The organism is Sphaerisporangium sp. TRM90804 (genome assembly GCF_029846175.1).
Lineage (GTDB): Bacteria > Actinomycetota > Actinomycetes > Streptosporangiales > Streptosporangiaceae > Sphaerisporangium.
The window spans coordinates 314,308-338,742 of the sequence record NZ_JARWAC010000007.1 but is presented as its reverse complement, the minus strand read 5'-3'; the positions used below and the strand labels follow the sequence as shown (position 1 = coordinate 338,742).

The 24,435-nt window shown below is 71.3% G+C and carries 21 protein-coding genes; 9 read left to right on the top strand and 12 right to left on the bottom strand.

From position 1 onward, the window contains the following. Nucleotides 1–314 precede the first annotated feature (314 nt). Nucleotides 315–932, top strand: a complete 618-nt coding sequence (locus tag PYR91_RS08985) for a GNAT family N-acetyltransferase (protein WP_279778877.1) — start codon at nucleotides 315–317, stop codon at nucleotides 930–932. A gap of 164 nt (nucleotides 933–1,096) precedes the next feature. Here the strand turns inward: PYR91_RS08985 and trxA are convergent, their stop codons facing one another. From trxA to PYR91_RS08945, 8 genes are all read right to left on the bottom strand, one after another. After that, nucleotides 1,097–1,420: a thioredoxin gene (gene trxA, locus PYR91_RS08980; protein WP_279778876.1), complete on the bottom strand. Its 324-nt coding sequence runs from the start codon at nucleotides 1,418–1,420 to the stop codon at nucleotides 1,097–1,099. A 16-nt stretch (nucleotides 1,421–1,436) separates the two neighbouring features. Beyond that, nucleotides 1,437–2,372, bottom strand: a complete 936-nt coding sequence (trxB, locus tag PYR91_RS08975) for a thioredoxin-disulfide reductase (protein WP_279778875.1) — start codon at nucleotides 2,370–2,372, stop codon at nucleotides 1,437–1,439. 226 nt (nucleotides 2,373–2,598) lie between these two features. Then, complete coding sequence (locus tag PYR91_RS08970; protein WP_279778874.1) at nucleotides 2,599–3,687, bottom strand: zf-HC2 domain-containing protein; 1,089 nt, start codon at nucleotides 3,685–3,687, stop codon at nucleotides 2,599–2,601. Further along, entirely contained in the window at nucleotides 3,677–4,321 is a 645-nt protein-coding gene (gene sigM, locus PYR91_RS08965) for an RNA polymerase sigma factor SigM (protein WP_279778872.1), read from the bottom strand. The genes PYR91_RS08970 and sigM overlap by 11 nt, the downstream gene beginning before the upstream one ends. A 13-nt stretch (nucleotides 4,322–4,334) precedes the next feature. Continuing rightward, a complete protein-coding gene (locus tag PYR91_RS08960) occupies nucleotides 4,335–5,837 on the bottom strand; it encodes a protein kinase family protein (protein ID WP_279778870.1) in 1,503 nt (500 codons plus the stop codon). A gap of 181 nt (nucleotides 5,838–6,018) precedes the next feature. Continuing rightward, nucleotides 6,019–7,638, bottom strand: coding sequence for a murein biosynthesis integral membrane protein MurJ (gene murJ, locus PYR91_RS08955; RefSeq protein ID WP_279778867.1), 1,620 nt, complete (start codon nucleotides 7,636–7,638; stop codon nucleotides 6,019–6,021). Next, nucleotides 7,635–9,794 (bottom strand): DUF6049 family protein, encoded by a 2,160-nt coding sequence (locus tag PYR91_RS08950; protein WP_279778864.1) that lies wholly within the window; start codon nucleotides 9,792–9,794, stop codon nucleotides 7,635–7,637. The genes murJ and PYR91_RS08950 overlap by 4 nt, the downstream gene beginning before the upstream one ends. A gap of 46 nt (nucleotides 9,795–9,840) precedes the next feature. Continuing rightward, nucleotides 9,841–10,419 (bottom strand): YbaK/EbsC family protein, encoded by a 579-nt coding sequence (locus PYR91_RS08945; protein ID WP_279778862.1) that lies wholly within the window; start codon nucleotides 10,417–10,419, stop codon nucleotides 9,841–9,843. A 157-nt stretch (nucleotides 10,420–10,576) separates the two neighbouring features. Between PYR91_RS08945 and PYR91_RS08940 the strand changes: the two genes are divergently transcribed. Together PYR91_RS08940 and PYR91_RS08935 are read left to right on the top strand one after the other, a co-directional pair. Next, on the top strand, nucleotides 10,577–12,001 hold the full coding sequence (locus PYR91_RS08940; protein WP_279779239.1) for a CCA tRNA nucleotidyltransferase: 1,425 nt from the start codon (nucleotides 10,577–10,579) through the stop codon (nucleotides 11,999–12,001). A 19-nt stretch (nucleotides 12,002–12,020) separates the two neighbouring features. Beyond that, nucleotides 12,021–13,295: an adenosylmethionine--8-amino-7-oxononanoate transaminase gene (locus tag PYR91_RS08935; RefSeq protein WP_279778860.1), complete on the top strand. Its 1,275-nt coding sequence runs from the start codon at nucleotides 12,021–12,023 to the stop codon at nucleotides 13,293–13,295. Between the two features lie 15 nt (nucleotides 13,296–13,310). Here the strand turns inward: PYR91_RS08935 and PYR91_RS08930 are convergent, their stop codons facing one another. After that, nucleotides 13,311–14,609 (bottom strand): MFS transporter, encoded by a 1,299-nt coding sequence (locus PYR91_RS08930; RefSeq protein WP_279778859.1) that lies wholly within the window; start codon nucleotides 14,607–14,609, stop codon nucleotides 13,311–13,313. A gap of 215 nt (nucleotides 14,610–14,824) precedes the next feature. Here PYR91_RS08930 and idi point away from each other — a divergent pair, with 215 nt between their 5' ends. After that, nucleotides 14,825–15,406, top strand: coding sequence for an isopentenyl-diphosphate Delta-isomerase (gene idi, locus PYR91_RS08925; protein WP_279778857.1), 582 nt, complete (start codon nucleotides 14,825–14,827; stop codon nucleotides 15,404–15,406). 104 nt (nucleotides 15,407–15,510) lie between these two features. On the opposite strand, the gene PYR91_RS08920 is transcribed toward idi, so the two are convergent. Together PYR91_RS08920 and PYR91_RS08915 are read right to left on the bottom strand one after the other, a co-directional pair. Next, nucleotides 15,511–16,590, bottom strand: coding sequence for an inositol-3-phosphate synthase (locus PYR91_RS08920; RefSeq protein WP_279778855.1), 1,080 nt, complete (start codon nucleotides 16,588–16,590; stop codon nucleotides 15,511–15,513). A gap of 13 nt (nucleotides 16,591–16,603) precedes the next feature. Beyond that, nucleotides 16,604–17,260: a PadR family transcriptional regulator gene (locus tag PYR91_RS08915; protein ID WP_279779238.1), complete on the bottom strand. Its 657-nt coding sequence runs from the start codon at nucleotides 17,258–17,260 to the stop codon at nucleotides 16,604–16,606. A 146-nt stretch (nucleotides 17,261–17,406) separates the two neighbouring features. Here PYR91_RS08915 and PYR91_RS08910 point away from each other — a divergent pair, with 146 nt between their 5' ends. From PYR91_RS08910 to PYR91_RS08895, 4 genes are all read left to right on the top strand, one after another. Beyond that, on the top strand, nucleotides 17,407–17,817 hold the full coding sequence (locus PYR91_RS08910) for a DUF5318 family protein (RefSeq protein ID WP_279778853.1): 411 nt from the start codon (nucleotides 17,407–17,409) through the stop codon (nucleotides 17,815–17,817). Between the two features lie 86 nt (nucleotides 17,818–17,903). Then, nucleotides 17,904–20,717 (top strand): transglycosylase domain-containing protein, encoded by a 2,814-nt coding sequence (locus PYR91_RS08905; protein WP_279778851.1) that lies wholly within the window; start codon nucleotides 17,904–17,906, stop codon nucleotides 20,715–20,717. A gap of 36 nt (nucleotides 20,718–20,753) precedes the next feature. After that, nucleotides 20,754–22,097 (top strand): glycosyltransferase 87 family protein, encoded by a 1,344-nt coding sequence (locus PYR91_RS08900; protein WP_279778850.1) that lies wholly within the window; start codon nucleotides 20,754–20,756, stop codon nucleotides 22,095–22,097. Nucleotides 22,098–22,159: 62 nt separating this feature from the next. Next, on the top strand, nucleotides 22,160–23,287 hold the full coding sequence (locus PYR91_RS08895; protein WP_279778849.1) for a mannosyltransferase family protein: 1,128 nt from the start codon (nucleotides 22,160–22,162) through the stop codon (nucleotides 23,285–23,287). Nucleotides 23,288–23,338: 51 nt separating this feature from the next. Here the strand turns inward: PYR91_RS08895 and PYR91_RS08890 are convergent, their stop codons facing one another. Then, nucleotides 23,339–24,094 (bottom strand): deoxyribonuclease IV, encoded by a 756-nt coding sequence (locus tag PYR91_RS08890; protein ID WP_279778847.1) that lies wholly within the window; start codon nucleotides 24,092–24,094, stop codon nucleotides 23,339–23,341. A 99-nt stretch (nucleotides 24,095–24,193) separates the two neighbouring features. Here PYR91_RS08890 and PYR91_RS08885 point away from each other — a divergent pair, with 99 nt between their 5' ends. Then, complete coding sequence (locus PYR91_RS08885) at nucleotides 24,194–24,376, top strand: hypothetical protein (protein WP_279778846.1); 183 nt, start codon at nucleotides 24,194–24,196, stop codon at nucleotides 24,374–24,376. Nucleotides 24,377–24,435 lie beyond the last annotated feature (59 nt).

Here is a 24,435-nt window from a genome sequence, read left to right as displayed (position 1 = left end):
GACGCCAGAGGGGCTGTGTCGGAGAACCACACTACGGCAGGTCGCCCGCCCGCCTTGGGGTGATTACGCGTTTCAGGGGACGTTGCCGGGGGCATAGATTCAGGCCCCAGTCGCGTCGCCAGCCGGCCGCCCCGGCCTGCGGCGACGCGCCCGAGGTCCCGCGCGGGCGCGGCCGGAGGGCCGGCGGCCCCGCGCGCGCGTCGCCGGGGACCGCCGCGGCCATGCCGCACTCGGCTACCATGCCACTTTGGAGACGCCGTGATTCGTGCGCTTTTCCGCCATGACTCGCGTCCGCGCAAGGATTGGGGGCCCGGGTGTCGCGCCGGCTGGTGAACATCACGCTGGACAACCTCGACGACCTGCCACGCCGCTGTCGCCGGTGTGTCTTCTGGGAGCTCGACCCGGTGAGCGGGGAGCGCGCCCAGAAGGTGGGCGATCCGGCGCTGGAGAAGGAAGCCTGGATCTCCGCCACGCTCCTTGAGTGGGGAAGCTGCGGCAAGATCTGCTACGTCGACGGCGTTCCCGCCGGTTTCGTGCTGTACGCGCCGCCGCTGTACGTCCCGCGCTCGGTCGCGTTCCCCACGTCGCCGGTGAGCGCGGACGCCGTGCTGCTGATGAGCGCGCACATCATCTCGGAGTTCTCCGGGGGCGGCCTCGGGCGCATGCTGATCCAGGGTGTCGCCAAGGACCTGACGCGCCGGGGCGTCCGGGCCATCGAGGCGTTCGGCGACCTGAAGTGGGAGCAGCCCGGGTGCCTGCTGCCCGCCGAGTACCTTCTCGCCGTCGGCTTCAAGACCGTGCGCCCGCACCTGCGGTTCCCGCGCCTTCGGCTGGAGCTGAAGACGGCCGCGTCGTGGCGTGAGGACGTCGAGGTGGCCCTGGAGCGCCTGCTGGGCTCCATGTCCCCCGAGCGGGCCCTGCGCCCCGTCTGACGGGATCTGAGCGCCTTACCGGGAGCACCGTGACGTGAGGTGCCGCCCGTGACGGCGAGAGCCCTCCGTGCCGAGGCACGGAGGGCTCCGCTGGGGTGGGTGCCGCCCGAAGGCGGTGGTGGTACGGCTCGCGCCGACGCGGCGAACGCGGACCGCAGGGGCGTCTAGATGACGCCGTCGAGCTCGCGCAGCAGCATGGCCTTCGGCTTGGCGCCGATGATCTGCTTCACGACCTCTCCACCCTTGTAGACGTTCAGCGTCGGAATCTGGAGTACGCCGTAGTCGCGCGGAGTCTGCGGGTTCTCGTCGATGTTGATCTTGACGATGGACAGCTTGTCGGCGTGCTCCTTCGCGATCTCCTGCAGGATCGGCGCGACCTGGCGGCACGGACCACACCACTCTGCCCAGAAGTCCACGAGCACGGGCTTGTCGTTCCGCAGGACTTCGGCCTCGAAAGTGGCGTCGGTCACGGACTTGATCTCGCTCAAGGTTCTCTCCCCTAGTTCAGCTGGTGGCGTGGTCGGCGAGCCAGCGCTCGGCGTCGATGGCGGCGGAGCAACCGGTGCCGGCGGCGGTGATCGCCTGTCGGTAGACGTGGTCGACGACGTCGCCGGCGGCGAAGACGCCATCGATGTTGGTGCGGGTGGTCGGCGCGTCGGCGACGACGTACCCCTCCTCGTTGAGCTCCAACTGGCCCTTGAACAGCTCACTGCGGGGGTCGTGCCCGATGGCGACGAACACTCCGGTGACGGGCAGCAGGGTCTCCTCGCCGGTCTTGAGGTCGCGCAGCGTCACGCCTGAGACCCGGCTCTCGCCGTGGATGTCGCTGATCACGCTGTTCCAGGCGAAGCGGATCTTCTCGTTCGCGAACGCGCGGTCCTGCATGATCTTGCTGGCGCGCAGCTCGTCGCGCCGGTGGACCACCGTGACGGAGCGGGCGAACCTGCTCAGGAAGGTGGCCTCCTCCATGGCGGTGTCGCCGCCGCCGACGACCACGATGTCCTGGTCGCGGAAGAAGAAGCCGTCACAGGTGGCGCACCAGGAGACGCCGTGCCCGGACAGGCGCTTCTCGTTGGGCAGGCCCAGCTCGCGGTACCCCGAGCCGGTGGCGACGATCACCGTGCGGGTGAGGTAGGTCTCGGTGGCGGTCTTGACCACCTTGGGATCGCGGGTGAGGTCGACCTCCACCACGTCGTCGGCGACCAGCTCGGCGCCGAACCGCTCCGCCTGCTTGCGGAAGCTCTCCATGAGCTCCGGCCCGAGGATGCCATCGGGGAAGCCCGGGAAGTTCTCCACGTCGGTGGTGTTCATCAGCGCGCCACCCGCGGTGACGGAGCCTTCGAACACGAGCGGGTTGAGATCGGCGCGGGCCGCGTACACCGCGGCCGTGTAACCCGCCGGGCCCGACCCGATGATGATCACGTTACGGACGTCGCTCACGCCTCATGCCCTTCCTGCCCGTTGCGGCCGTTTGGCGGGCCGCCCGTGCGCTCACCGCACCATGGCCTGACGCCACCGGTTCCTTCGATGCAGTGGCGTCAACAGATCCTAGGGCCCTGCGATTCCCGCCCCGCCCAAAGGCCACCCCTGACATGGCGAAGTCCCTCCACGCAGGGCGTGGAGGGACTTGCGTGGTGTCGAAGGGGTTGTGGCCGGCCCGCGGAACCTACTGCCAGCGCCCCACCGTCGGCGGCCGCAGGTTGCGGCAGTTGGAGTCGACGACGTAGAGCCAGACGGCGTTGCGGAGGCGGTCCTTCCAGAAGGCCATCACCGTGGCCTCGTTGCCCAGGTAGAGCGCCTTGTCGACGCCGATGGGCTTGGGAGTCCTGCCGACGCGGTCGCCGACCCTCTCGGAGATGCGGCTCACACACCGCACGACCCCGGGGTCGACCGACGCCTGACCGCCCGAACCCGGGCCGGTGGCGCCGAAGACGGTGAGCAGGGGCCCGTCGAGCACGGCGTCGGAGTAGTTGTAACCGCTGGTGCCGATCGAGTAGCCGCTGCCCGACGTGGTGGCCCTGTCGACCGTGCCGGCCGGCTGCTCGGCCGCCGAGGTCGGGCCCGTGCTCGGAGGGGTCCAGGCGATGGAGCCCTCGCTCGCCCCGCCGGTGCCCGTGGCCGTCAGCATGTTGGCCGTCAGCCCGATCGAGCCGAGGACCACGGCCGCGGCCGCGCTCGCCATCACGGGCATCGCCCAGGAGCGCCGCTCCCTCTTGCGGCTCTTGGCCGGGACCACCGAGCCGTCGTCGGACACGACGCCCAGGCGGACGACCTGGGGCTCCTCGTGCTCCTGGGGCTCGCGAGCCGCGGGAACCGAGGGAACGAACGAAGCCGGAGGCTCCGGCGGCGCCGAGGCGCCCACGGAGGCCGGCAGCAGGTGCGTCACCGACGCCAGCGGGCGCGGCTCGGCGTGCGAGGGCGCCGAGGACACCGACGCGGGAACGGGGGTCTCCCATGGGGAGTCGCCCATGATGCGGTCCCAGTCGGGCGTCTCGTCCAGGCGAAGCCCTCCTGACCTCCGGTTCTCCGCTTCGGCGTTGAGCGCCTTGTCGATGCGGAGCGCGACGCCCATCGGCATCGCCGGGACCGGCACCGCCGCGAGCACCTCGCGGACCGCCGCCAGGTCGGCCAAGCTCTCCCCACATGGGTCGCAGACCGCGAGATGCTCGCGGACGCGCGCCGCCGTGGGGTCGTCGAGGAGGCCCTCCGCCAGTTCGGCCAGGGTCTCCAGGTCGTAGTGCGTATCACCCGTCACGAAGTTCTGCTCCCTTCGCGGATGAGACGCGGGTCAGATCTGATCGGTTCCGCAGATGCGAAAGAATCGGGGCGAGTTTGGCCCGGCCCCGGGCGCAGCGGCTCTTGACGGTGCCGGTGGGCACGTTGAGAACCTGGGCCGCGTCCTCGACGGAGTAGCCCATCATGTCGACCAGCACCAGCGCGGCCCGCTGGTCGGCCGGCAGCAGCTTGAGCGCGGCCGAGACCTCCATGGAGACGTCGCGCTCGCCGGTCTGGTCGGGGATCGGGGTGTCACGTTCGGCGGCCTCCACGAGCTCGTCGTCCGCCACGGGGCGGATCGACTTGCGGCGCATGCGGTCGAGGCAGGCGTTCACCACGATGCGGTGCAGCCAGGTGGTGACGGCCGCCTCGCCGCGGAAGCTGTCGGCCTTGCGGTAGGCGGAGACGAAGGCGTCCTGCACGGCGTCGGCGGCCTCGTCGGGGTCGCCGAGCGTACGCAGCGCCACCGCCCACATGCGGTCGCGGTGGCGGCGGACGATCTCGCTGAACGCGTGCGGATCGCCGCCGATATGGCTTGTCAGCAGGTCGGCATCGGACACCGCGGGCCGCGCGGCGTGCGGGACCGCCGGTGGGCTGTCGGGAGGTGGGTTCACAGCGCGTGTCCTGTTAGGCCGATCCGGGAGAATGCACGACTACGTCATAGATGGTGCCACGAAACTTCCCCTCAAACGCCGGAAGGCGCGTAAACCAGATCAAAACGTACTGGCCGCTGGCCGGTCTGCTCGGTGTGAGGGTCACCGTGCCCGACACGTTCTCCTGTTCCGCGGCCTTCTTCAAATCGCCGAGATCGGGGTTGTCACCCACCCTGAGCTGCACGGACGCCCCCGGGGCGTCGCCCAGGGAGACGACGACGTCGGCGACCGAGGTCTGGCGGCCCATGTCGAGCAGCAGGCCCACCCCCTCCTTCAGACGGCCGAACTCGGCGCTCTGGTAGGAGTCGGTGTGCCACTCGGTGGAGCTCTTGCCGTCGATGGCGAGCTGGGTGATCTCGGGGTGCTCGTCACGGTCGGTGCCCTGCGGGTCGAAGCCGCGGGCGGCGGAGGGCTTCACCGCGACGAGCTTCGGCGAGGCCGCCTTCGACGGCTCGGCCGACGCCGCGGGCGGTGTCGGAGGCTTGCCCAGGTTGCGGCCGAGCGTCCACGCGCCCAGGCCCACCGCGGCGATCACCAGGACGACTATCAGCGCCACCATGGCCTTGCCGGCCATGCCGCCGGACTCCCGGCGGCGGGACCGCGCGGGCGGGCGCGGGGGCGACGAGGGCCTCGGCGGCCGCATGGTGTCGAGGTCGTCGGGCGCCTCGGAGCGCAGGGCCAGCGCGGGCGGCATGCCCGACACCGGCACCGGGGCCGGCCTCGGCACCTCGGCCAGGGCCTCGGCCACCTCGGCCGGGGTGGAGAGCGGGGGCAGGCCGCGCCGGGACTCCTGCAGCAGGGCGCGGCAGGTGATGGCGTCCAGGAACCCCGGAACGCCCGCGGTGACCTGGCGCGGAGTGCAGATCTTGCCGTCGTCGAGCGGGGCGTGCGGCAGGTCGACCTCACCGCCGCCGGGCCAGTGACCGGTCAGGGCGGTGTACAGGAGACGGCCGAGCCCCTGGGCGTCCTCACGGGCGGGGTCGTCGCTCTCGACACAGCCCAGGGAGGCGTCCACGGCCAGGCCGAGCAGCTTGACGGTGCTGCCGGCCGTCCAGACCAGGCGGTCGGGCGTGAGGCACAGGTGGGACAGGCCCGCCCGGTGGGCGTGCGCGACGGCCTCGGCGGCCTCGGCGACCAGCGCGGCGGCGCGCTCAGGACTCAGCGGCCCGGAGGAGACCATGTCGGTGAGCGTCTCGCCGGTGACCCACTCGCTGACGACGTAGGCCTGCCCGTTCTCCTCGGCGGCGTCGAAGACCTGCGTGAGCCGGGGGTCGGTCAGCCGGCTGGCGCCCCGGGCGGCGGTCACGACCTCGACGACCCGCTCGAAGGTGGGGGCGAGGGTGAGGACCGAGACGGGCCGGGCCAGCACCTCGTCGATGGCCTTCCACAGGGTGGCGCCACCTGACTCGCTGACGCGGTCCTCCAGGCGGAACCGGTCGGCCAGCCGGCCACCGGGCTCCACGGCCGGGGCGCTCATGAGGCGGTCCTCTCCCTGGTCTCGGGCGATGTCCGGGTGAATGCCCCCACGCCCCTCCTGCTACGTCGTCAGCCGGCGGCGCGCGGGCGAGCCGCGCACCGGCCACCATGGTAGTCGGGAGCGGGTCTCGCCTGTGTTGCCGTTGGAACACGGGCGAACCGGACTTCCGGCTTACCTATGACTAGCGGCCTACCCTTCCTGCCACAAGTCCAATGATCGAACTGATCTCTGCGATGCGCATGCGCTGCGAGACGATCAGGTAGACCAGGCCGCCCACGCCGCCGCCGGCCACCAGCATGATGGCAGAGCTGACCTGGCTCACACCGCCGAGTCGCTCGGTCGCCCACAGGGCGAGGAGCGCGAACGCCGCCGCGGGCACCGCCGCGACGTACATGCGGGCCAGGCCGGAGGCCACCGACCGGCCGCCGAGCCCGCCCACCCTGCGGCTGGCGAGCCTCCAGGCCACCGCGGCACCCACGGAGTAGGCGGCGGTGTAGGCCAGCGCCAGCCCCATGACGATCAGGTGCGGGGGCAGCGCCAGGTAGAGCGCGTAGCCCAGCGCGGAGGTCACCAGCATGTTGCCGCCGGCGATCAGCGCGGGGGTGCGGGTGTCGCCGAAGCTGTAGAACACCCGCAGGAGGAGCTGGTAGATCGAGAACGGCACCAGCGCGAGGCCGAACACCTGCAGGACGTTGCCGATGGCCAGCGCGTCCCCCACGCTGGTGTTGCCGTGCGCGAAGATCAGCACGGTGGCCGCGGGCCCGAGCACCATGAGCAGCAGCCCCGACGGCACCATCACCGAGGAGACCAGCCGCACGCCCGAGGCGAACTCCTCGCCGACGGCCTCGGGGCGGCCTTCGTGCACGTGGCGGCTCATGCGGGGCAGCATGGCGGTGATGACCGAGACGGCGATGATGCCGTACGGAAGCTGGAAGAGCTGGAACGCGTAGCTGTAGGACGCGATGCCCGCGACGTCCCCCGCCCCCTGCGCGGCGGCCTTGCCGGTGGCGCCGGTCGCGAGGTTGGTGATGACGATGAAGCTGATCTGGTTGAGCACGACGAACGCCAGCGTCCACACGCCGGCCCTGCCCATCTCGCCGAGCCTGGCGTTGCGCAGGTCGAGCCGGGGGACGAACCGGAACCCCGCCCGGTGCACGGCGATCACCAGGACGATCGACTGGATGACGATGCCCGCCGTGGTGCCGAGCCCCAGCAGGAGCAGGTCGGCGTCGGTGACGGCCGCGACGTCGCCGCCCGCGCGGCTCACCACGAGGTAGGCGAGCGCGACCGCGATGACCACGACGTTGTTGAGCACCGGCGCCCACATCGGCGCGGCGAACCGGTCGCGGGTGTTCAGGACGGCGCCCGCGACGGCGCCGATGCCGAAGAAGGCGATCTGCGGGAGGATGTAACGCGCCAGCGTGGTGGCGACCTCGAACGCCCGGGGGCTCAGATCGGTGGTCAGCAGGCCGACCAGCAGCGGCGCGCACAGCACTCCGGCCACGGCCACGGCCGCGAGCACCAGGGTCGCCAGGGTCATCAGGCGCTGCTCGTAGGCCCTGCCCCCGTCGGCGTCGCGCTGCTGCGCCTTGACGATCATGGGCACGACCACGCTGCTGAGCAGACCTCCGATCAGGAGGTCGAACAGGATGAACGGGATCGTGTACGCGACGTTGTAGGCGTTGCCGAGTGCCGCGACGCCGATGGCCGACGCGAGCACCGCCGTACGCACGAAACCGGTCAGGCGGGACACCAGGGTGCCCGCGGCCATGACCGCGCTCGCGCGCAACATCCGGCTCATGAGAGCCCCTCTCGCTGCTGTGCGGCGGGTTCGGCTCTGGGGCCGGGGACGGCGGGAGCGCTGGGCCGGGTCGCGCGCTGGCCGCGCGCCGGCCGCCGCGACCTGCGGCGCAGGATGCGCAGCGTCACGGCGGCGAGCATCACGGTGAGGGCGCCGCCGACGATCACCAGCGCGATGCCGCCGTACCCGGTGGTGTGCACGGTGACCGCGACCGGTTCACCGTACGCGGCGCCCTCGGGGCTCGTGAGCTGCACCTTGACGGTGGTCTGGCCGCCGCCGGCGGCCACCATCGGGATGTCGACCTGCCGCGTGCCGCCGGGGTTGATGGTGACCGGAGAGTCGTAGGCGCCGATCTGGAGCAGCTTCCGGTCGCCGGACGTGATCTTCACGCCCACGGTGACCTCCTCGCGCTCAAGGCCGTTGCGTATGGTGATCGGGATGACGCCGTTGTCCCCCGCCAGGGTGCGCCGCTCCACCGGCGTGATGGCGACCATGCGGGTGCGCTCGGTGACGGCGGAGTCGAGCTGCTCGACCAGCGGCGCCGCGTTGGGCGCGCGGCCGCGCCAGGCCGTGGAGGTCAGCCGCAGCACGGCGGTGTCGAAGACCCGCAGGTGGTCGTCGGTGACGGCGGCCGTGAGCCCGGCGCGGGCGTTCAGCCTCTTGACGCCGGCGAGGTAGGACCGGCTGAGCTCGGCCGCGCGGTCCTTTTCGGTGTAGAGCAGGCCGGCGCGCGGCACCGCCGTGGACGTGGATGGCGGCTTGAGCGACCCCAGCGAGACCGGCTTCAGCCACGGCGCCGAGGCGGCCGCGCGCAGCATGTCGGACACGAAGGCGGGGTCGGGGTTCCACCGGCGCGGCGGCGCGGCGACGACCGCGCGCGACTCCTGCGGCCGCTCCACGCTGATCATGGCGGTCTCGGCGAGGAACCGCTGCTTGGTCAGCAGGGCCCCTCCGGACGCCGGCGGGGCCGGCGCCGCGATGAGCTGGCTCAGCACGGGGTCGGCCAGCAGCACGCCGACCCGTCCGCCGACGGTCTCCACCGAGGTGGCGGCGTCCGGCGTGTACAGCACCGGGGGCTCGGGCGGCAGCGCGGTGGCGTTGAGCAGCACGGTGCGCACGTCGCCGACCGCGAGGGCGTCGAGGCCGTCGTCGTCGATCACCCCGCCCATCGGCCAGTTGACGCCGGTGCCGACCTCCTTGCCGAGCACCTGGGTCGCGACCGAGGCGCCCTTCTCGAGCGCGACCTCGGTGGCGCCGTCGAGGCCGTTGTGGGTGATCGCCGCCACGTCGGCGTCGGCGTACGGGGTGGCGGAGACCGAGGCCTCCGCCAGGGCCTCACGCAGGCGCTGCAACCAGCGGGCGGCCGTCGGGTCGGCGGGTTCGGCGCTCGTCGTCTCGCCCGACCGGAGGTTGTACCCCCGGGCCATGGCCTGGGCGTCGTCCAGCACGGCCGGGTCGACGAACCAGCTCACGCCCTTGGCCGGCGTCTCGGCGATCTTGAGGATCTTGCCCAGGCGCCCGTCGTCGGCGAGGGTGCGGCGCAGGCCGTCGTCGACGAAGGTGGCGTCGTCGCCGCGGTGCGGCTGGTCGACCACCGGCAGCGCCCAGGCGATGCGGGTGCGCGCGACCGTCTGGTCTTTGGGGGCGTACGGCAGGAACGTGCGCTGCGCGGCGAGCTGGCGGCCGGCCGAGTCGACGAGCTCCAGGGTCACCGGGTAGACGCCGAAGCGGAACACGCCCAGCTCCCCGGGCGTGACGGCGAACTCCCACGGCACCTCGCCGGAGGCGGTGAGCTGGCTGACCGGAACGGTGCGCCGCACGGAGTCGAGCATCGGGCCGCCGTCGGCGAAGGCCTGCATCTCGGCGCGGGTCGCGAACGGCTGGCGGGAGAAGCGCAGACGGACCGACAGCCACGACATGGTGGCCGCGGTGGTGTTCGTCACCGAGCCGGAGATCGTGAGCGGGGTGGACGGCTCGCGCGGCGCCTCGGGGGTGATGGAGGCCACCGTGAGCTGGGCGTCCTGGCGGATCGCCGAAACTCCCGCCTGCGCCTGTGCCGAGCCCGCCGCCGGTGCCGCGCCGGCAAGGCCGGTGGACGCCGGGGCGAGGACGAACGCGGCGGTCAGCAAGGAGAGGAGGGCGGCTCCGCGGGTCACGTGCCGGCCATGGGTGGAGTTCGGCGCACGCCCAGAATGGTATGGCCTAAAGACGAGCGGGCGGCGATCCGCGGCGCGGCAGCGGCCTCGACGGGCGCGCGTCCCTGGCGACCGGCCCTCGCAGGGGCCGGTGCCGGGCGCCTTGCAGGTCCACCAGTTTGCCCGGGGTGAGGGCGAGCAGGTCGAGGGCGCGCAACCGTAGCGCCGTGCGCCGCTCGCCGGTCGGGGAGTACACGACGTCGTCGGGTTCGCGGGAGTCGGCCAGGCGCTCGTCGATCAGCACCGTGAGGCTCGCCGGGAGCAGGAGAGGTGACACGGATGTGGCCGTGTAGTCGGTGGCGGCGTTGATCATGAACGCGGGCGCCGGGCGCACCCGGCGGGCGCCGAGCAGGGCCCCGACGGCACCGGGTCGCGGAGGCGCGGCCACGCTGGTGACCACGGCGACCGGCTCACGCGTGCTGCGGGTCGTGACCTCGAACACGGTGACGCGGACACAGGAGGCAGGGCCGACGCGCAGGATGCCCGGCAGGTCGTCGGCGCACGCCGACGGCCGGGGAAGCCGTACGATCTCATGATGGATCTGGTGGGACAGGAGCCAGCGGTGGATCGCGAGGGCGTCTTTCATCTCTCGTGCTCCTTGCCTCGTCCGGGTGCCCCCGACAGACCGTTGACCAACCGTAGCCTGGTGGTAGCACAGGGTGGATCGCTAGCGCGTTACCCCAGGCCAACACGGAGGTTCTCCTCCGTAACCGAAGGACCTACCCAGCTTGTCCGTCTCAAATCTGAGCCTTAGTCAGCAGAGGGCCGTAATCGACCTTTTCCGCCGCATAGCTCCCGTGGCCGACGAGCTCGGCGAGCTGTTCGCCGGTCGCGGACACGAACTCGCCGTCGTCGGCGGGTCGGTGCGCGACGTCTTCCTGGGCCGCATCGGCAAAGACCTCGACCTGACCACCGACGCGCACCCCGAGCAGGTGCTGGAGATCGTCCGCGACTGGGCCGACTCCGTGTGGACCATCGGCATCGACTTCGGCACGGTGGGGGTACGCAAGGCCGGCTGGGTCCTGGAGATCACCACCTACCGCAGCGAGTCGTACGACCCCAAGTCGCGCAAACCCGACGTCACCTACGGCCAGACCCTGGAGGCCGACCTCGAGCGGCGCGACTTCGCGGTGAACGCCATGGCCGTGCGCCTGCCCGGCCACCGGTTCGTCGACCCCTACGGCGGTCTGGCCGACCTGTCGGCGAAGGTCCTGCGCACCCCCGGCACCCCCGAGCGGTCCTTCGACGACGACCCGCTGCGCATGCTGAGGGCGGCCCGCTTCGCGTCCCAGCTCGGCTTCGAGGTCGATCCCTCCGTGGTCGCCGCCATGACGGCGATGGCCGACCGCATCGACATCGTCTCGGCCGAGCGCATCCGCGAGGAGCTCGACAAGCTCATCTGCGGCGCCCACCCCCGGGAGGGCCTGGCCCTGCTCGTGGACACCGGCCTGGCCGCGCACGTGCTGCCCGAGCTGCCCAAGCTGCGGCTGGAGATCGACGAGCACCACCGCCACAAGGACGTCTACGAGCACACGCTGATCGTGCTGGAGCAGGCGATCGCCCTGGAGACCGCCGGCCCCGACCGCGTGCTGCGGTGGTCGGCGCTGCTGCACGACATCGGCAAGCCCAAGACCCGCAGGTACGAAGAGGCGGGGCGGGTGTCCTTCCACCACCACGAGGTGGTGGGCGCCCAGATGGCCAAGAAGCGCATGGCCGAGCTGCGGTTCCCCAAGGACGTCGTGGCCGACGTCGCCCGGCTGGTCGAGCTGCACCTGCGCTTCCACGGATACGGCAGCGGCGAGTGGACCGACTCGGCCGTGCGGCGCTACGTCAGGGACGCCGGCCACCTGCTGGAGCAGCTGCACAAGCTCACCAGGGCCGACTGCACCACCCGCAACAAGCGCAAGGCGCAGGCCCTGTCGCGCACCTACGACGAGCTCGAGGTGCGCATCGCCCGGCTCGCCGAGGAGGAGGAGCTCGCCAAGATCCGGCCCGAGCTCGACGGCAACGAGATCCAGGAGGTCCTCGGCGTGCCGCCCGGCCCGGTGATCGGCAGGGCGTACAAGTTCCTGCTCGACATGCGCCTCGACCAAGGCCTGGTCGGCAAGGACGCCGCGTCGAAGGCCCTGCTCGAATGGGCTCGTGACCAGGGCGTCACACCGTCCTGACGTTGGCTAGGGTGGCCCGATGGATGACGCGACCCTGCGTGAGCTCGACCGCAAGCACGTGTGGCACCCTTACGCTCCCGCGTCCCCGAAGGCCCTGATCCACCCCGTGGCCGCGGCCGAGGGCGTGCGCCTGAGGCTGGCCGACGGCCGCGAGCTCATCGACGGCATGTCGTCGTGGTGGGCGGTCATCCACGGCCACGACCACCCGCGCCTCACCGCCGCGGCGCACGAGCAGCTCGACGTCATGGCGCACGTCATGTTCGGCGGGCTCACCCACGAGCCCGCCGTGCGGCTGGCCCGGCGGCTCGCCGAGATGACCGGCCTGCAGAAGGTGTTCCTCGCCGACTCCGGCTCGGTGGCGGTCGAGGTCGCCGTCAAGATGGCGATCCAGTGCACCGGCAGGAGCCGCCTGCTCACCGTGCGGGGTGGCTACCACGGGGACACCTTCGGCGCCATGGCGGTGTGCGACCCGGTCAACGGCATGCACCACCTGTTCGCCGGCGCGCTGCCCGAGCACGTCTTCGCCGACCGCCCGCCCGGGGGGTACGGCCTGCGCCCCGGCGCGACGGCCGAGCCCGAGCCCGCCGACCCCGCCTACCTCACCCACCTCGACACGCTGGTGGCGCGGCACGCGCACGAGCTCGCGGCGATCATCGTCGAGCCCGTGGTGCAGGGCGCAGGCGGCATGCGGTTCTACCATCCCGCCTACCTCAGGCGGCTGCGCGAGCTGGCCGACCGTCACGGCCTCCTGCTCATCGCCGACGAGATCGCGACGGGCTTCGGCCGCACCGGGGAGATGTTCGGCTGCGACCACGCCGGCGTGCGGCCCGACATCATGTGCCTGGGCAAGGCGCTCACCGGCGGCTACCTCACGCTCGCCGCCACGCTGTGCACGCCCGAGGTCGCCGAGCGCGTGGGGGTGCTCATGCACGGGCCGACCTTCATGGGCAACCCGCTGGCGGCGGCCGTCGCCGGCGCCTCGCTCACGCTGCTCGAGGAGCGTCCGTGGCGCGAGGAGGTCAAGGGCATCGAGTCCGGCCTCGCCGAGGGGCTGGCCGCGGTCGCGGGCGCGCCGGGGGTGCGCGAGGTGCGGGTGCTGGGCGCGATCGGCGTCGTCGAGACCGAGCGGCCCGTCGACGTCGCGAGGGTGCAGGACACCGTCATGGAGCACGGGGTCTGGCTTCGGCCGTTCGGGCACCTTATATATACGATGCCGCCCTACGTGACCGCCCCCGACGACCTCGCGATGATCACCGGGGCGATGGCCGCCGCGGTCGCGACGCTCGACGGCTGAGCGCCGCCGGGCGGCTCAGCCCGCGACCTTCTCGGGCGCGCGGCGGTCGGCGCCTGCGGTGACCAGGCGGTAGACCACCGCGGCGGCGACGTAGCCGAGTGAGGCGATCACCAGCACGGTGTACGACTTGCCGTCGGCGGGCAGCAGGAACGCCGCCACGACGGCGGCCAGCACGAACATGCCGTTGAAGAGCATGTCGTAGATGGAGAAGACCCGGCCGAGATAGGCGTCCTCGACGTCGCGCTGCACGATGGTGTCCGCGCAGATCTTCACGCTCTGCCCGGTCACGCCCAGCACGAAGCCCGCCACGAGGAAGCCGGCCTGGTGGAACGGCAGGCACAGCACCAGCAGCAGCACGCCGCCGGTGGCCAGCATGAGCGGGATCCACATCTCGGGGCGGAACCGCCTGGTCGCCCACGGGGTGATCAACGCGGCGACGAAGAAGCCCGCGCCCGAGGTGGCCAGCACGCCGGTGATGTGGTTGAGGCCCGCCTCGGCGTCGGTGGTGAAGTAGTAGCGGTAGAGCATGACGGTCATGACGATGACCAGGCCGTACATGAACCGGTGCGCCGCCATGGCCCCCAGCGCCCCGGCCGGCGACCTGAGGTGCAGGACGTGCCGGACGCCGTCGACCATGCCGGTCACGACGTTGCGCACCGCCTCGCGCGCCTGCGGCCGGGCGGAGTCGTACGTGGGGCCGAGAAGGCCCTTGGCCATGGTGGAGGCGATCACGGCGCTCAGGCCGAAGATCACGCCGGAGACCACCAGCAGCAGCGCCGTGCCGCCGTGCTCGGGGCCGAAGACCAGGCGCATCAGGTAGCCCGCGCCGGCCCCGATGAACGTGGCGATCGTGCCCGAAGTCGGGGTGACGGAGTTGGCGATCAGCAACCGCTCGCCCGCGACCACGTGCGGCAGACCGGCGCTCAGGGCCGAGAGGAAGAAGCGGTTGACGCCCAGGACGATCAGCGCGACGGCGTAGAAACACCAGTCGGGGGCGCCCAGGCCCACCAGCAGCGCGGCCAGCAGCAGGAACGCGCCGCGGACCATGGGGGCGACCATGAGGATGCGCCGACGGTCCCAGCGGTCGATCAGCACGCCGGCGAACGGCCCGAGCAACGAGTAGGGCAGCAGGAGCACCGCGAACGCCACAGCGGCCTCGGCCGCGCTGGTCTGGTTCTCCGGGGTGAAGAAGGCGTACCCGGCGACGGCGAACTGGAAGACGCCGTCGGAGAACTGCGAGACCAGGCGGGTGGCGAACAGACGTCGGAAGTCCCGGCCTCGAAGGACGGCGCGGAGGTCGGAGACGATTGACACGGCGTCAGCTTAGTGGCCGGGTGCCGTGGGTCACATCGGGAACATCCCCGATATCTCCCTGGCCGGCCCCCGGCCCACGCGGGGAATCGGGGGTGGAGGCCTGACCCACCTGGGATGACGATTGGCACACCGGGGGTGAGGGACCTTCGACGACCGCCGCGGGCGGCGGCGCGCGGGCGGCTCGCCGTCCGGCATGATCACGTAATCTCGGTGAGGTGACCCATGACGAACGTGTCGTGCTCCTGAACGCCCGAGGCGAGTCGATCGGCACCGCTCCCAAGGCGACCGTCCACGGCGCGGACACTCCGCTGCATCTGGCGTTCTCCTGCTACGTGTTCGACCCCGAGGGCAGGGTGCTGCTCTCCCGGCGCGCGTCGCACAAGCTCACCTGGCCGGGGGTGTGGACCAACAGCGTGTGCGGGCACCCGCTCCCGGGTGAGTCTCCCGCCGAGGCGGTCACCCGGCGGCTGTCGCACGAGCTGGGTCTCACCGCCCACGCCGTGGAGCTGATGCTCCCCGCGTTCGCGTACCGGGCGGTGATGGAGGACGGCACGGTCGAGAACGAGATGTGCCCGGTGTACCGCGCCGTCGTCTCAGAGGAGCCCCGCCCCAACCCCGACGAGGTCGGCGGGGTCCGCTGGATGCCGTGGAAGGACTTCGGCCACGACGTCGCCGGCGGGCTGCTGGCGATCTCCCCGTGGGCGGTGGAGCAGGTGCCGCAGCTCGAAGCCCTCGGCCCCGACCCGCTCACCTGGGCCCCGGCCGATCCCGCGGAGCTGCCCCCGGCCGCCCGCTGAGGCGGTCGAGGCACGATGATGCGCGTCCCGGCGACGAGCCCTGACACACGACGACGCCCGGGCCCCTCGGGGGCCCGGGCGTCCGTCGTGCACGGAACCGCCGGTCAGCGCTCGATCTCGCCGCGGATGAACTTCTCCACCGAGTCGCGGGCGTCGTCGTCGGAGTACTGCTCGGGCGGCGACTTCATGAAGTAGGAGGACGCCGAGAGGATCGGGCCGCCGATGCCGCGGTCCAGGGCGATCTTCGCCGCGCGCACCGCGTCGATGATCACACCGGCGCTGTTCGGCGAGTCCCACACCTCCAGCTTGTACTCCAGGTTCAGCGGGGTGTCGCCGAAGGATTTGCCCTCCAGGCGCACGTAGGCCCACTTGCGGTCGTCGAGCCACGGCACGTGGTCGGACGGGCCGATGTGCACGTCGGCCTTCGCCATCTCGTGCGGGATCTGCGAGGTGACCGACTGCGTCTTGGAGATCTTCTTGGACTGGAGGCGCTTGCGCTCCAGCATGTTCATGAAGTCCATGTTGCCGCCGAAGTTGAGCTGGTACGTGCGCAGCAGCTCAACGCCGCGGTCCTCGAACAGCTTCGCCATGACGCGGTGGGTGATCGTCGCGCCCACCTGGGACTTGATGTCGTCGCCGACGATCGGCAGCCCGGCGTCGGTGAACTTCTGGGCCCAGACCGGGTCGGAGGCGATGAAGACCGGAAGAGCGTTGACGAAGGCCACGCCCGCGTCGATGGCGCACTGGGCGTAGAAGCGGTCGGCCTCCTCGGACCCCACGGGCAGGTAGGACACGAGCACGTCGGCCCGCGCCTCCTTCAGCGCCTTGACGACGTCGACGGCCGCCTCGTCGGACTCCTCGATGATCTCGCGGTAGTACTCGCCGAGGCCGTCGTAGGTCGGGCCGCGCAGCACGGTGAGCCCGGTCGGCGGCACGTCGCAGATCTTGATCGTGTTGTTCTCCGAGGCCACGATGGCCTCGGACAGGTCGCGACCGACCTTCTTGGCGTCCACGTCGAAGGCGGCGACGAACTCGACGTCGCGGACGTGGTAGTCACCGAACTGGACGTGCATGAGGCCCGGCACCCGCGTGGCGGGGTCGGCGTCCTTGTAGTACTGCACGCCCTGCACCAGCGCCGCGGCACAGTTGCCCACACCGACGATGGCTACGCGCACGGAACCCATCGCACTCGCTCCTTTACTCATTTGGCTTATCAGACAGGGGTTCGGCGTCCCGCGCGTCCGCCCTCTCCGTTGTGGCCCGGACGGCTTGCGCGCGTTCGGTATCGATCAGCTCGTTCAGCCAGCGCACTTCGCGCTCGACCGACTCCAGACCGTGACGTTGTAATTCGAGGGTGTAACTGTCGAGACGCTCGCGGGTGCGGGCCAGGGCCGTGCGGACCGCGTCGAGCCGCTCTTCGAGCCGGCTACGGCGGCCCTCCAGGATGCGCAGCCGCACCTCCGCCTCTGTGTGGCGGAAGAAGGCGAAGTGGACGCCGAAGCTCTCGTCCTCCCACGCGGAGGGACCCGCCTGGGTGAGCAGGTGCTGCAGTCGTTCCTTGCCTTCGGCGGTCAGCCTGTACACGATCTTCGACCGGCGCCCGGCGAGCGGCGGGCTGGCGTCCCGCGCGGCCTGCGCCGCCGTGGTGGCGGCGGTCTCCTCCGGCGGCTCCTCCGTGATGAGCCCGTTGACCAGTAGCTGGCGAAGGCACGGGTAGAGGGAGCCGTAGGAGAAGGCGCGGAACATGCCGAGCAGGGCGTTGAGCCGTTTGCGCAGCTCATAGCCGTGCAACGGGGTCTCGTTCAGCGAGCCGAGCACGGCGAGTTCCAGTACGCCGCCTTTGCCGACCGCCACTGCCACCGCCCCCTCTCGCCCCGATGTGTCCCGCTGATGTATCGACTCGATACATCCTGAGGATACGTCGGCTCGGCATACGGCGCAATCGACGAATCCGTCAAGGCGATGGGCGGAATAGGTAAAAAAGTCGTAGTCTGGCGCCCATGTGGTCACAGCGAGGGGTCGTCGACTACGGCCTCGCGAAGCGCGCGACGGTACAGTCGCTGCGCTCCGGTCGCACGACCAGGAACGACGTGTGTGATGCCCATCCCTACCTTCTGCGTGCCGCGCGCCATCACGGGGAGCCCACGAAACGGCCCTGCCCCGTGTGCGAACGACACAACGTGACTCATGTCACATACGTGTACGGTGACCAGCTCGGTCGCTCCGCAGGCCGTGTAAAGACATCGTCAGACCTCGTCGAGATGGCTCGCGAATACCAGGAATTCCGCGTCTACGTTGTCGAGGTCTGCCAAGGTTGTTCATGGAATCACCTGACGGTCTCCTTCGTCCTGGGCACTGACACGCCACCGGGCAGCACCGGTGCGGACGGGCGGACCGCGGAGAAGACGTAGTCCACCCGCGAGCCCAGGTACGCTCACCCGCTGCCGCACACAGACGTCGAAGACCTCCAGATCGCCAGATGACCCAACGAGGACGCGTGAGTTACAGCAGCTATGGCCCAGAGCCGACCGGCCGCCCCGGCCCCGCCGAGGGCGCCGGTGGATCAGCTCGTCCCGGGCGGCGCCGTCGCTCTTCCCAGGAGGGCGCGCCCGCCGGTGGACACCCGGCGCACCAGCCGCCCCCGGAGACCTCAGCCCCCTCTGGGCGCCGCGCGGCGCCGCCACGCGGCGCCGAGGAGACCCGGAGCACCTCGCAGGCGCCGCCCGGCCGTCAGGCCGAGCCCCGCCGGCGGGGCGGCGACCCGAGGCCCGCGCCCACGGGCGGGTTCCGCCCGCCCGCGAGCGAGGGGCGCGCCTCCGGCGAGCCGCGGCGACGCCGCGCCGAGGCGGCCTTCGAGGACACCCAGTCGATCGGGCAGGTCTCCCGCGAGGCCCGTCCCTCCCGCCGCGATGTGTCCGGCACGGAGACCTCCGTCAGCGCGAGCCCGGGAGCACCCGGCCGGTCCCGCCGGTCGCGCGGCGGCCCGGCCGGCCCCGCCGGTTCCGGGCCGGGCGGGCAGGGTCCCGGCGGGCAGGGCCCGGGCGGCAACGGTCCCGGCGACGGGCCTCCCGGCGACGGTCCCGGCCGCAGGCGCGCGCGGGGCGGCGAGCCTCCCCGGCGCAGGGGCTGGCGGCGGTTCGTCCCCAACTGGAAGATCGTCACGGTCGGCTTCGCCGTCGTGGTCGCGGGCGTCTTCGGCATGATCGCCGTCGGCTACGCCAACACCGAGCTGCCGACCGACCAGGACGCCCAGGAAGAGGCCAAGTCGCTGGGCAGCAGCTTCTACTACGCCGACGGCTCGTACATGACGCGGCTCGGCACCGAGCGGCGCATGGTCAAGCTGGAGTCGGTGCCGGAGTTCGCCAAGGACGCCGTCGTGGCGGCCGAGAACGACACCTTCTGGAGCGACGCCGGCATCTCGCTCTCGGGCATCGTCCGGTCGGCGTGGAGCACCGCCACCGGGGCCCAGGTGCAGGGCGCGTCGACGATCACCCAGCAGATGGCGCGGAGCTACTTCAAGGGCCTCAGCAAGGAGCGGTCGGTCAAGCGGAAGATCACTGAGATCTTCATCGCGGTCAAGCTCGACAAGGAGTGGAGCAAGGAGCGGGTTCTGGAGTTCTACCTGAACACCATCCCCTTCGGCCGCAACACCTACGGCATCGAGGCGGCGGCCCGCGAGTTCTTCGGCCACGGCGTCAAGGACCTCACGCCGGCCGAGGCCGCCTACCTCGCGGGCCGCATCCAGCAGCCCGGCCAGTTCGACATCTCCGAGGAGAAGAAGGACTTCTCCGGCACGAAGTTCCGCTTCAACTACGTCCTCAAGCAGATGGCCGTGTTGAACCCCCAGAAGTACGGGTCCTATCCGGCGAAGCTGAAGTTCCCCGAGCCCGAGCCCCGCAAGGCGTCGTCGGCCTTCAGCGGCCTGCGCGGCTACATGCTGACCGAGGCCCTCAAGGAGCTGGAGAGCAAGGGGCTGTCCCGCTCGATGATCGAGACCGGCGGCTACAAGATCTACACCACCTTCGACAAGAAGCTGATGCTGGCCGCCAAGGCGGCGGTGAAGCAGACCACCGCGGGGCTGCCCCGGGAGGTCCACACCGGTCTGGCCGCCGTCGACCCGACCAACGGCCGCGTGGTCGCCTTCTACGGCGGCGACAACTACCTCGGCAAGCGCCCCGACCAGTTCAACGAGGCGTTCCAGGCCCGCAAGCAGGCCGCGTCGGCGTTCAAGCCCTACGTGCTGGCGGCGTGGCTGGAGGCCGGCCACAGCCTGCAGAGCTACGTGACGGGCAAGCAGCCGCTCAAGCTCGAAGGCACGACGCCGATCTCGAACGGGCACTCGACCCCGTCGTCGATGAACATCATCTACGCCACCCAGCACTCCATCAACACGGCCTACGGCCAGATGGGCGCCGAGGTGGGCCTGGACGCCGTCAAGCGCATCGCCGAGGACGCCGGGCTCAGCAAGGAGAGCCTCCAGTCGAGCGTCGACGAGCACAGGTACCTGTTCTCCATCGGCAGCGCCGGCGTGACCCCCGTCGAGCAGGCGGGCGGGTACTCCATCTTCGCCAACTCCGGCAAGCACTACCCGACCCACACCGTCGTCAAGGTGATCGACCGCGAGAAGGTCCAGATCATCTCTGAGGACAAGACCCCCAAGCAGGTCATCGCCGAGGAGGTGGCCGCGGACGCCGTCGTGGCGCTGAAGTCGGTGGTGAAGGGCGGCACGGGCACGGCCGCCGCGCTGCCCGACCGCACCGTGGCGGGCAAGACCGGCACCAACAACGACAACAAGGAAGCCTGGTTCGTCGGCTTCACGCCGCAGCTCTCCGCCGCCGTCGGCATCTACAAGGAGAACCGGAAGACCGGCGCCGAGCTGCCGCTGGGCAGCAGCTTCGAGGGAGGCACCGTCCCCGCCCGCGTGTGGCGGGCGTTCATGAGCGAGGCGATGAAGGGCAAGCCGGTCAAGGACTTCCCGACGCCGTCCAACATCGGCTCGCCGCTCGACCTGGCGCCCAAGCCCGTGCCCACGCCGACCCCGACGCCGGAGGACGAGTTCCCCGACGGCGGCGGCGACGGCTGGCCCGAGGGCGGCCCCGACGGTGGCGACAACGGCGGTGGCGACGCGGGCGAGGGTTGCCTACCCTGGGACGACACGTGTGGGAACAACGACGGAGGAGGCGGCCAGGTGGACACCTTCGACCCGGTGGACACGCCCGGCAGGGCCGCCACGCCCACACCCACCCCGAGCCCCGAGCCCGCGCAGCGCCGGGCACCGGCGGCGGTCCCTCCCGACGCCCGACGGCCCTGACGAGTCGACGACGTGAGCGACGAGCCGAGTGACGTGATGAGCCGATCGACTTCGGAGGGCCCCGGCCCCGCGACGCGCGCCCTCGCGCCGTTCCTGCCCCTGGCCCTCCTGGCGGCCGCGGGGGCGGTGCTCGCGTACCTGTGGAAGGCGCCGTGCCGGTTCGGCGGCGCCTGGAACGACGGCACGCAGCAGTTCCTCAACTTCTGCTACACCGACATCTACCCGCTGTGGTGGAACGAGCGGCTCGACCAGGGCGCCGTCCCCTACTTCGGGCACGAGGTCGAGTATCCGGTCGGCATCGGCGGGCTGATGTGGTTCGTTCAGCGGCTGGTCTCCGGCCTCAACGAGCCGGGCGTCTGGTTCTACGACGTCACGGTCCTGCTGATGGCGGCGGCGCTGGTCGTGGGCGTGGTCGCGATGGCGTCGCTGGCCGCGCTGCAGGGCCGGCGCTGGGACGCCGCCTGGTACGCCATCGCACCCGCCGTCGTGCTCACCGCCTTCATCAACTGGGACCTCCTGTGCGGCGCGCTGGCTCTGTCGGCCTTCCTGGCCTGGGCCAGGAACAAGCACCTGCTGGCAGGTGTGCTGCTGGGCCTGGCGATCGCCACCAAGTTCTACCCGCTGATCTTCTTCGGCCCGCTGTTCCTGCTCGCGCTGCGCACCCGCAAGCTCCCGGAGTTCCTCTGGACGCTCGGCGGGGCGGTGATCAGCTGGGTCGCCGTGAACCTGCCGTTCATGCTGCTGGCGTTCCAGGGCTGGAAGAAGTTCTACGTCTTCAGCAGCGAGCGCGGAGCCGACTGGGGCTCCATCTGGTACTTCTTCAACATGAAGCAGTGGCCCTTCCTCGGGGAGTCCGAGAGGGTCGACACCCTGGGCATCGCCTCGTTCGCCCTGCTGTGCCTGGTCATCGCGGTGATCACTCTCACGGCGCCCACCAGGCCGAGGCTGATGCAGCTCTGCTTCCTGGTCCTGGCCGCCTTCATGGTGACCAACAAGGTGTGGTCCCCGCAGTACGTCCTGTGGCTGGTGCCGTTCGCGGTGCTCGCGCGGCCCAACTGGAAGCCCCTGCTGCTCTGGCAGGTGGCCGAGTGCTGGTACTTCTTCGCGATCTGGCTCTACCTGGTGGGCATCCAGCCCGGCAACGAGGCGCTGGGCATCAGCGACTTCACCTACTTCACGGCCGTCTGGGGCCGGGTGATCACGATCGCCGTCATGGCGGCGTTCGTCGTGCGCGACATCTACCGCCCCGAACGCGACGTCATACGCCAGGGTGGCGCCGACGACCCGGCGGGCGGCGTCTTCGACGGGGCCGACGACCGCTTCGTCCTGCGTGCCCCGCCGTCCACCCGCCCGGGGGAGGCCACGCCGGCGTCGGTGTGAGCGGGCCGCGCGTTCGACACATCTGACCGAGAAGTCCAGGATGACCGTCTATTCTCCTCTGTGTGCAGACCTCCCCCCAGGAGACCGTCACCGACGCGCCGTCGGCCGGCCGCTCGGACGCGGAGGCCGTGGCGCTGTGGGTCGCCTCACGTGCCGGAATCGTTTTGGCGGTGACGGTCGGCGCCGGGATCCTGCCCGGTGACCAAGAACGCACCCCGTTCCTGGAACGGTGGCAGCACTGGGACGCCACGCACCTGGTCGAGATCGCGAAGTTCGGCTACGACGGCGACCCCGCCCAGGGGCCGGACGCCGGACTTCCCGCCTTCTTTCCCGGCATGCCCCTCGCCCTGCGCCTGGTCGACATGATCGTGCACGACTGGTCACTCGCGGGCCTGCTGATCTCGCTGGTCGCGGGCGCGGTCGCGATGGTGTCCCTCGCGCGGCTCGGCGAGTTCGAAGGCCCGGCGGGCACGGGCACGCGCGCGGTCCTCGCGCTGCTGCTGTGCCCGACGGCGGTCTTCCTGTTCGCCGGGTACAGCGAGGCGCTGTTCCTCGCCTTCGCGATCCCCGCGTGGCTGTGCGCGCGGCGCGGCAACTGGATGGCCGCCGGGCTGCTCGCCGCCGGCGCCTCGTGCGTGCGCGTCACCGGCCTGTTCCTGGCGCTCGCGCTCATCGTGGAGTTCGTCGTGCGCCGGGGCGGCACCCGTAGCGCCGCCTGGCTCCTGGTGCCGTTCATCCCGCTGGTGCTGTACTCGGCGTACCAGTATTCGCGCACGGGCGACTGGCTGGCCTGGCAGCACGCCCAGGAGGCCGGCTGGGGACGGCAGATGGTGTGGCCGTGGGAGTCCTTCTTGACGACCTGGCGGATGGCGGCCGACGACGGCCAGTTCACCTGGGCCTTCCGGCTGGAGGTGGCGGGCGCCTTGCTCGGCGTCGCCGCGGCGGTCTGGCTGCTGGTCGCGCGGCGGTGGGCGGAGTTCGTCTACGTCGGGCTGCAGCTCGGGGCGCTGCTGTTGTCGGCCTACTACCTGTCGATCCCGCGGTCGGCCCTGCTGTGGTGGCCGCTGTGGATCATGCTCGGGCAGCTCGCGGTGCGGCACCGCGCGGTGCTGATCGGCTACGCGCTGCTGGCGGGGCCGTTGATGGTGCTCAACACGGTGACCTTCATCAGCGGGGCGTGGGCGGGCTGACGCGCCGGCGCTCCCGGCCCGCCCGCGCGCCGGCCGTCCACAGCCTGTGGATCAGAGGTTGTCGCGCAGGTAGGCGATGTCGGCCGCCTGCCCGTCGCCCGGCGTCTCCACGACGATCGGCGCCCCCGCGGCGCGGCACACGCCGAGGATCAGCTCCGGATCGATCTGGCCCTTGCCCAGGTTGGCGTGGCGGTCGGCCCCGGACCCGAAGACGTCCCGCGAGTCGTTGCAGTGCACGAGGTCGACCCGGCCGGTGATCGCCTTGACGCGGTCGACGACGTCGGAGAGCTCCTCGCCGCCGGCGTGCGCGTGGCAGGTGTCGAGGCAGAAGCCGACGTCGAACCCCTCCAGCGCGTCCCACAGGCGGGCCACGCGCTCCAGCCTGCGCGCCATCGCGTTGTCGCCGCCCGCGGTGTTCTCGATGAGCACCGGGACGTGCAGGTCGAGACGCTCGAAGACCTTGCGCCAGTTGTCGAAGCCCACCTGGGGGTCGTCGTCCTTGCCGACGTGGCCGCCGTGGACGATCAGCCCCTTGGCGCCGATCGACGCCGCCGCCTCCAGGTGGGACGCCAGCAGCTTGCGGCTGGGGATGCGGATGCGGTTGTTGGCCGTGGCGACGTTGATCACGTAGGGGGCGTGGACGTAGAGGTCGACCTCCGACGCCTTGAGCGCCGCCGCCGACTCCGGGACGACCGGCCCCTTCCAGCCCTGCGGATCCCCCAGGAAGAACTGCGCGACCTCGGCCTCACGCACCGCGGCGTGGGCCAGTGGGTCGTCCCGGTCGACGTGAGCTCCGATGCGCACCATGGGGTCGAGCCTAGCCGTTTCGAGGACGAGCGTAAGGGCAGTGGTGCTGCCTGTTGGTGCGCCTGGAAACCCGCGCACCGTGAGACATAGGAGACAGAAGTGGCTCGCTACCGCCGCGGGGTCAGCGTCATAGGACTGATCTACATCCTCATCGGCATCTACGTGGCATGGGTCTACGACTACATCACGCCGAGCCTCCTCAAGAGGCTCGCGCAAGCTCTGCTCGCGATCTTCCTCTGGTTCCTCCCCCTCCTCGGCGTGGATCTCCACATCGAGAAGTGACGCGCGACCGCGATATCGGGGCGCCTCGGGGGGCGTCCCGCCTTCATGAGCGGTCGCGG

Bases quoted from the DNA above. Each gene is read 5' to 3' on its own strand.
- murJ (WP_279778867.1), bottom strand. From the start codon at position 7,638: ATGAGCCGGATGTTGCGCGCGAGCGCGGTCATGGCCGCGGGCACCCTG.
- PYR91_RS08935 (WP_279778860.1), top strand. From the start codon at position 12,021: ATGGATGACGCGACCCTGCGTGAGCTCGACCGCAAGCACGTGTGGCAC.
- PYR91_RS08900 (WP_279778850.1), top strand. From the start codon at position 20,754: ATGAGCCGATCGACTTCGGAGGGCCCCGGCCCCGCGACGCGCGCCCTC.
- PYR91_RS08890 (WP_279778847.1), bottom strand. From the start codon at position 24,094: ATGGTGCGCATCGGAGCTCACGTCGACCGGGACGACCCACTGGCCCAC.
- PYR91_RS08945 (WP_279778862.1), bottom strand. From the start codon at position 10,419: ATGAAAGACGCCCTCGCGATCCACCGCTGGCTCCTGTCCCACCAGATC.
- PYR91_RS08910 (WP_279778853.1), top strand. From the start codon at position 17,407: ATGTGGTCACAGCGAGGGGTCGTCGACTACGGCCTCGCGAAGCGCGCG.
- PYR91_RS08960 (WP_279778870.1), bottom strand. From the start codon at position 5,837: ATGAGCGCCCCGGCCGTGGAGCCCGGTGGCCGGCTGGCCGACCGGTTC.
- PYR91_RS08920 (WP_279778855.1), bottom strand. From the start codon at position 16,590: ATGGGTTCCGTGCGCGTAGCCATCGTCGGTGTGGGCAACTGTGCCGCG.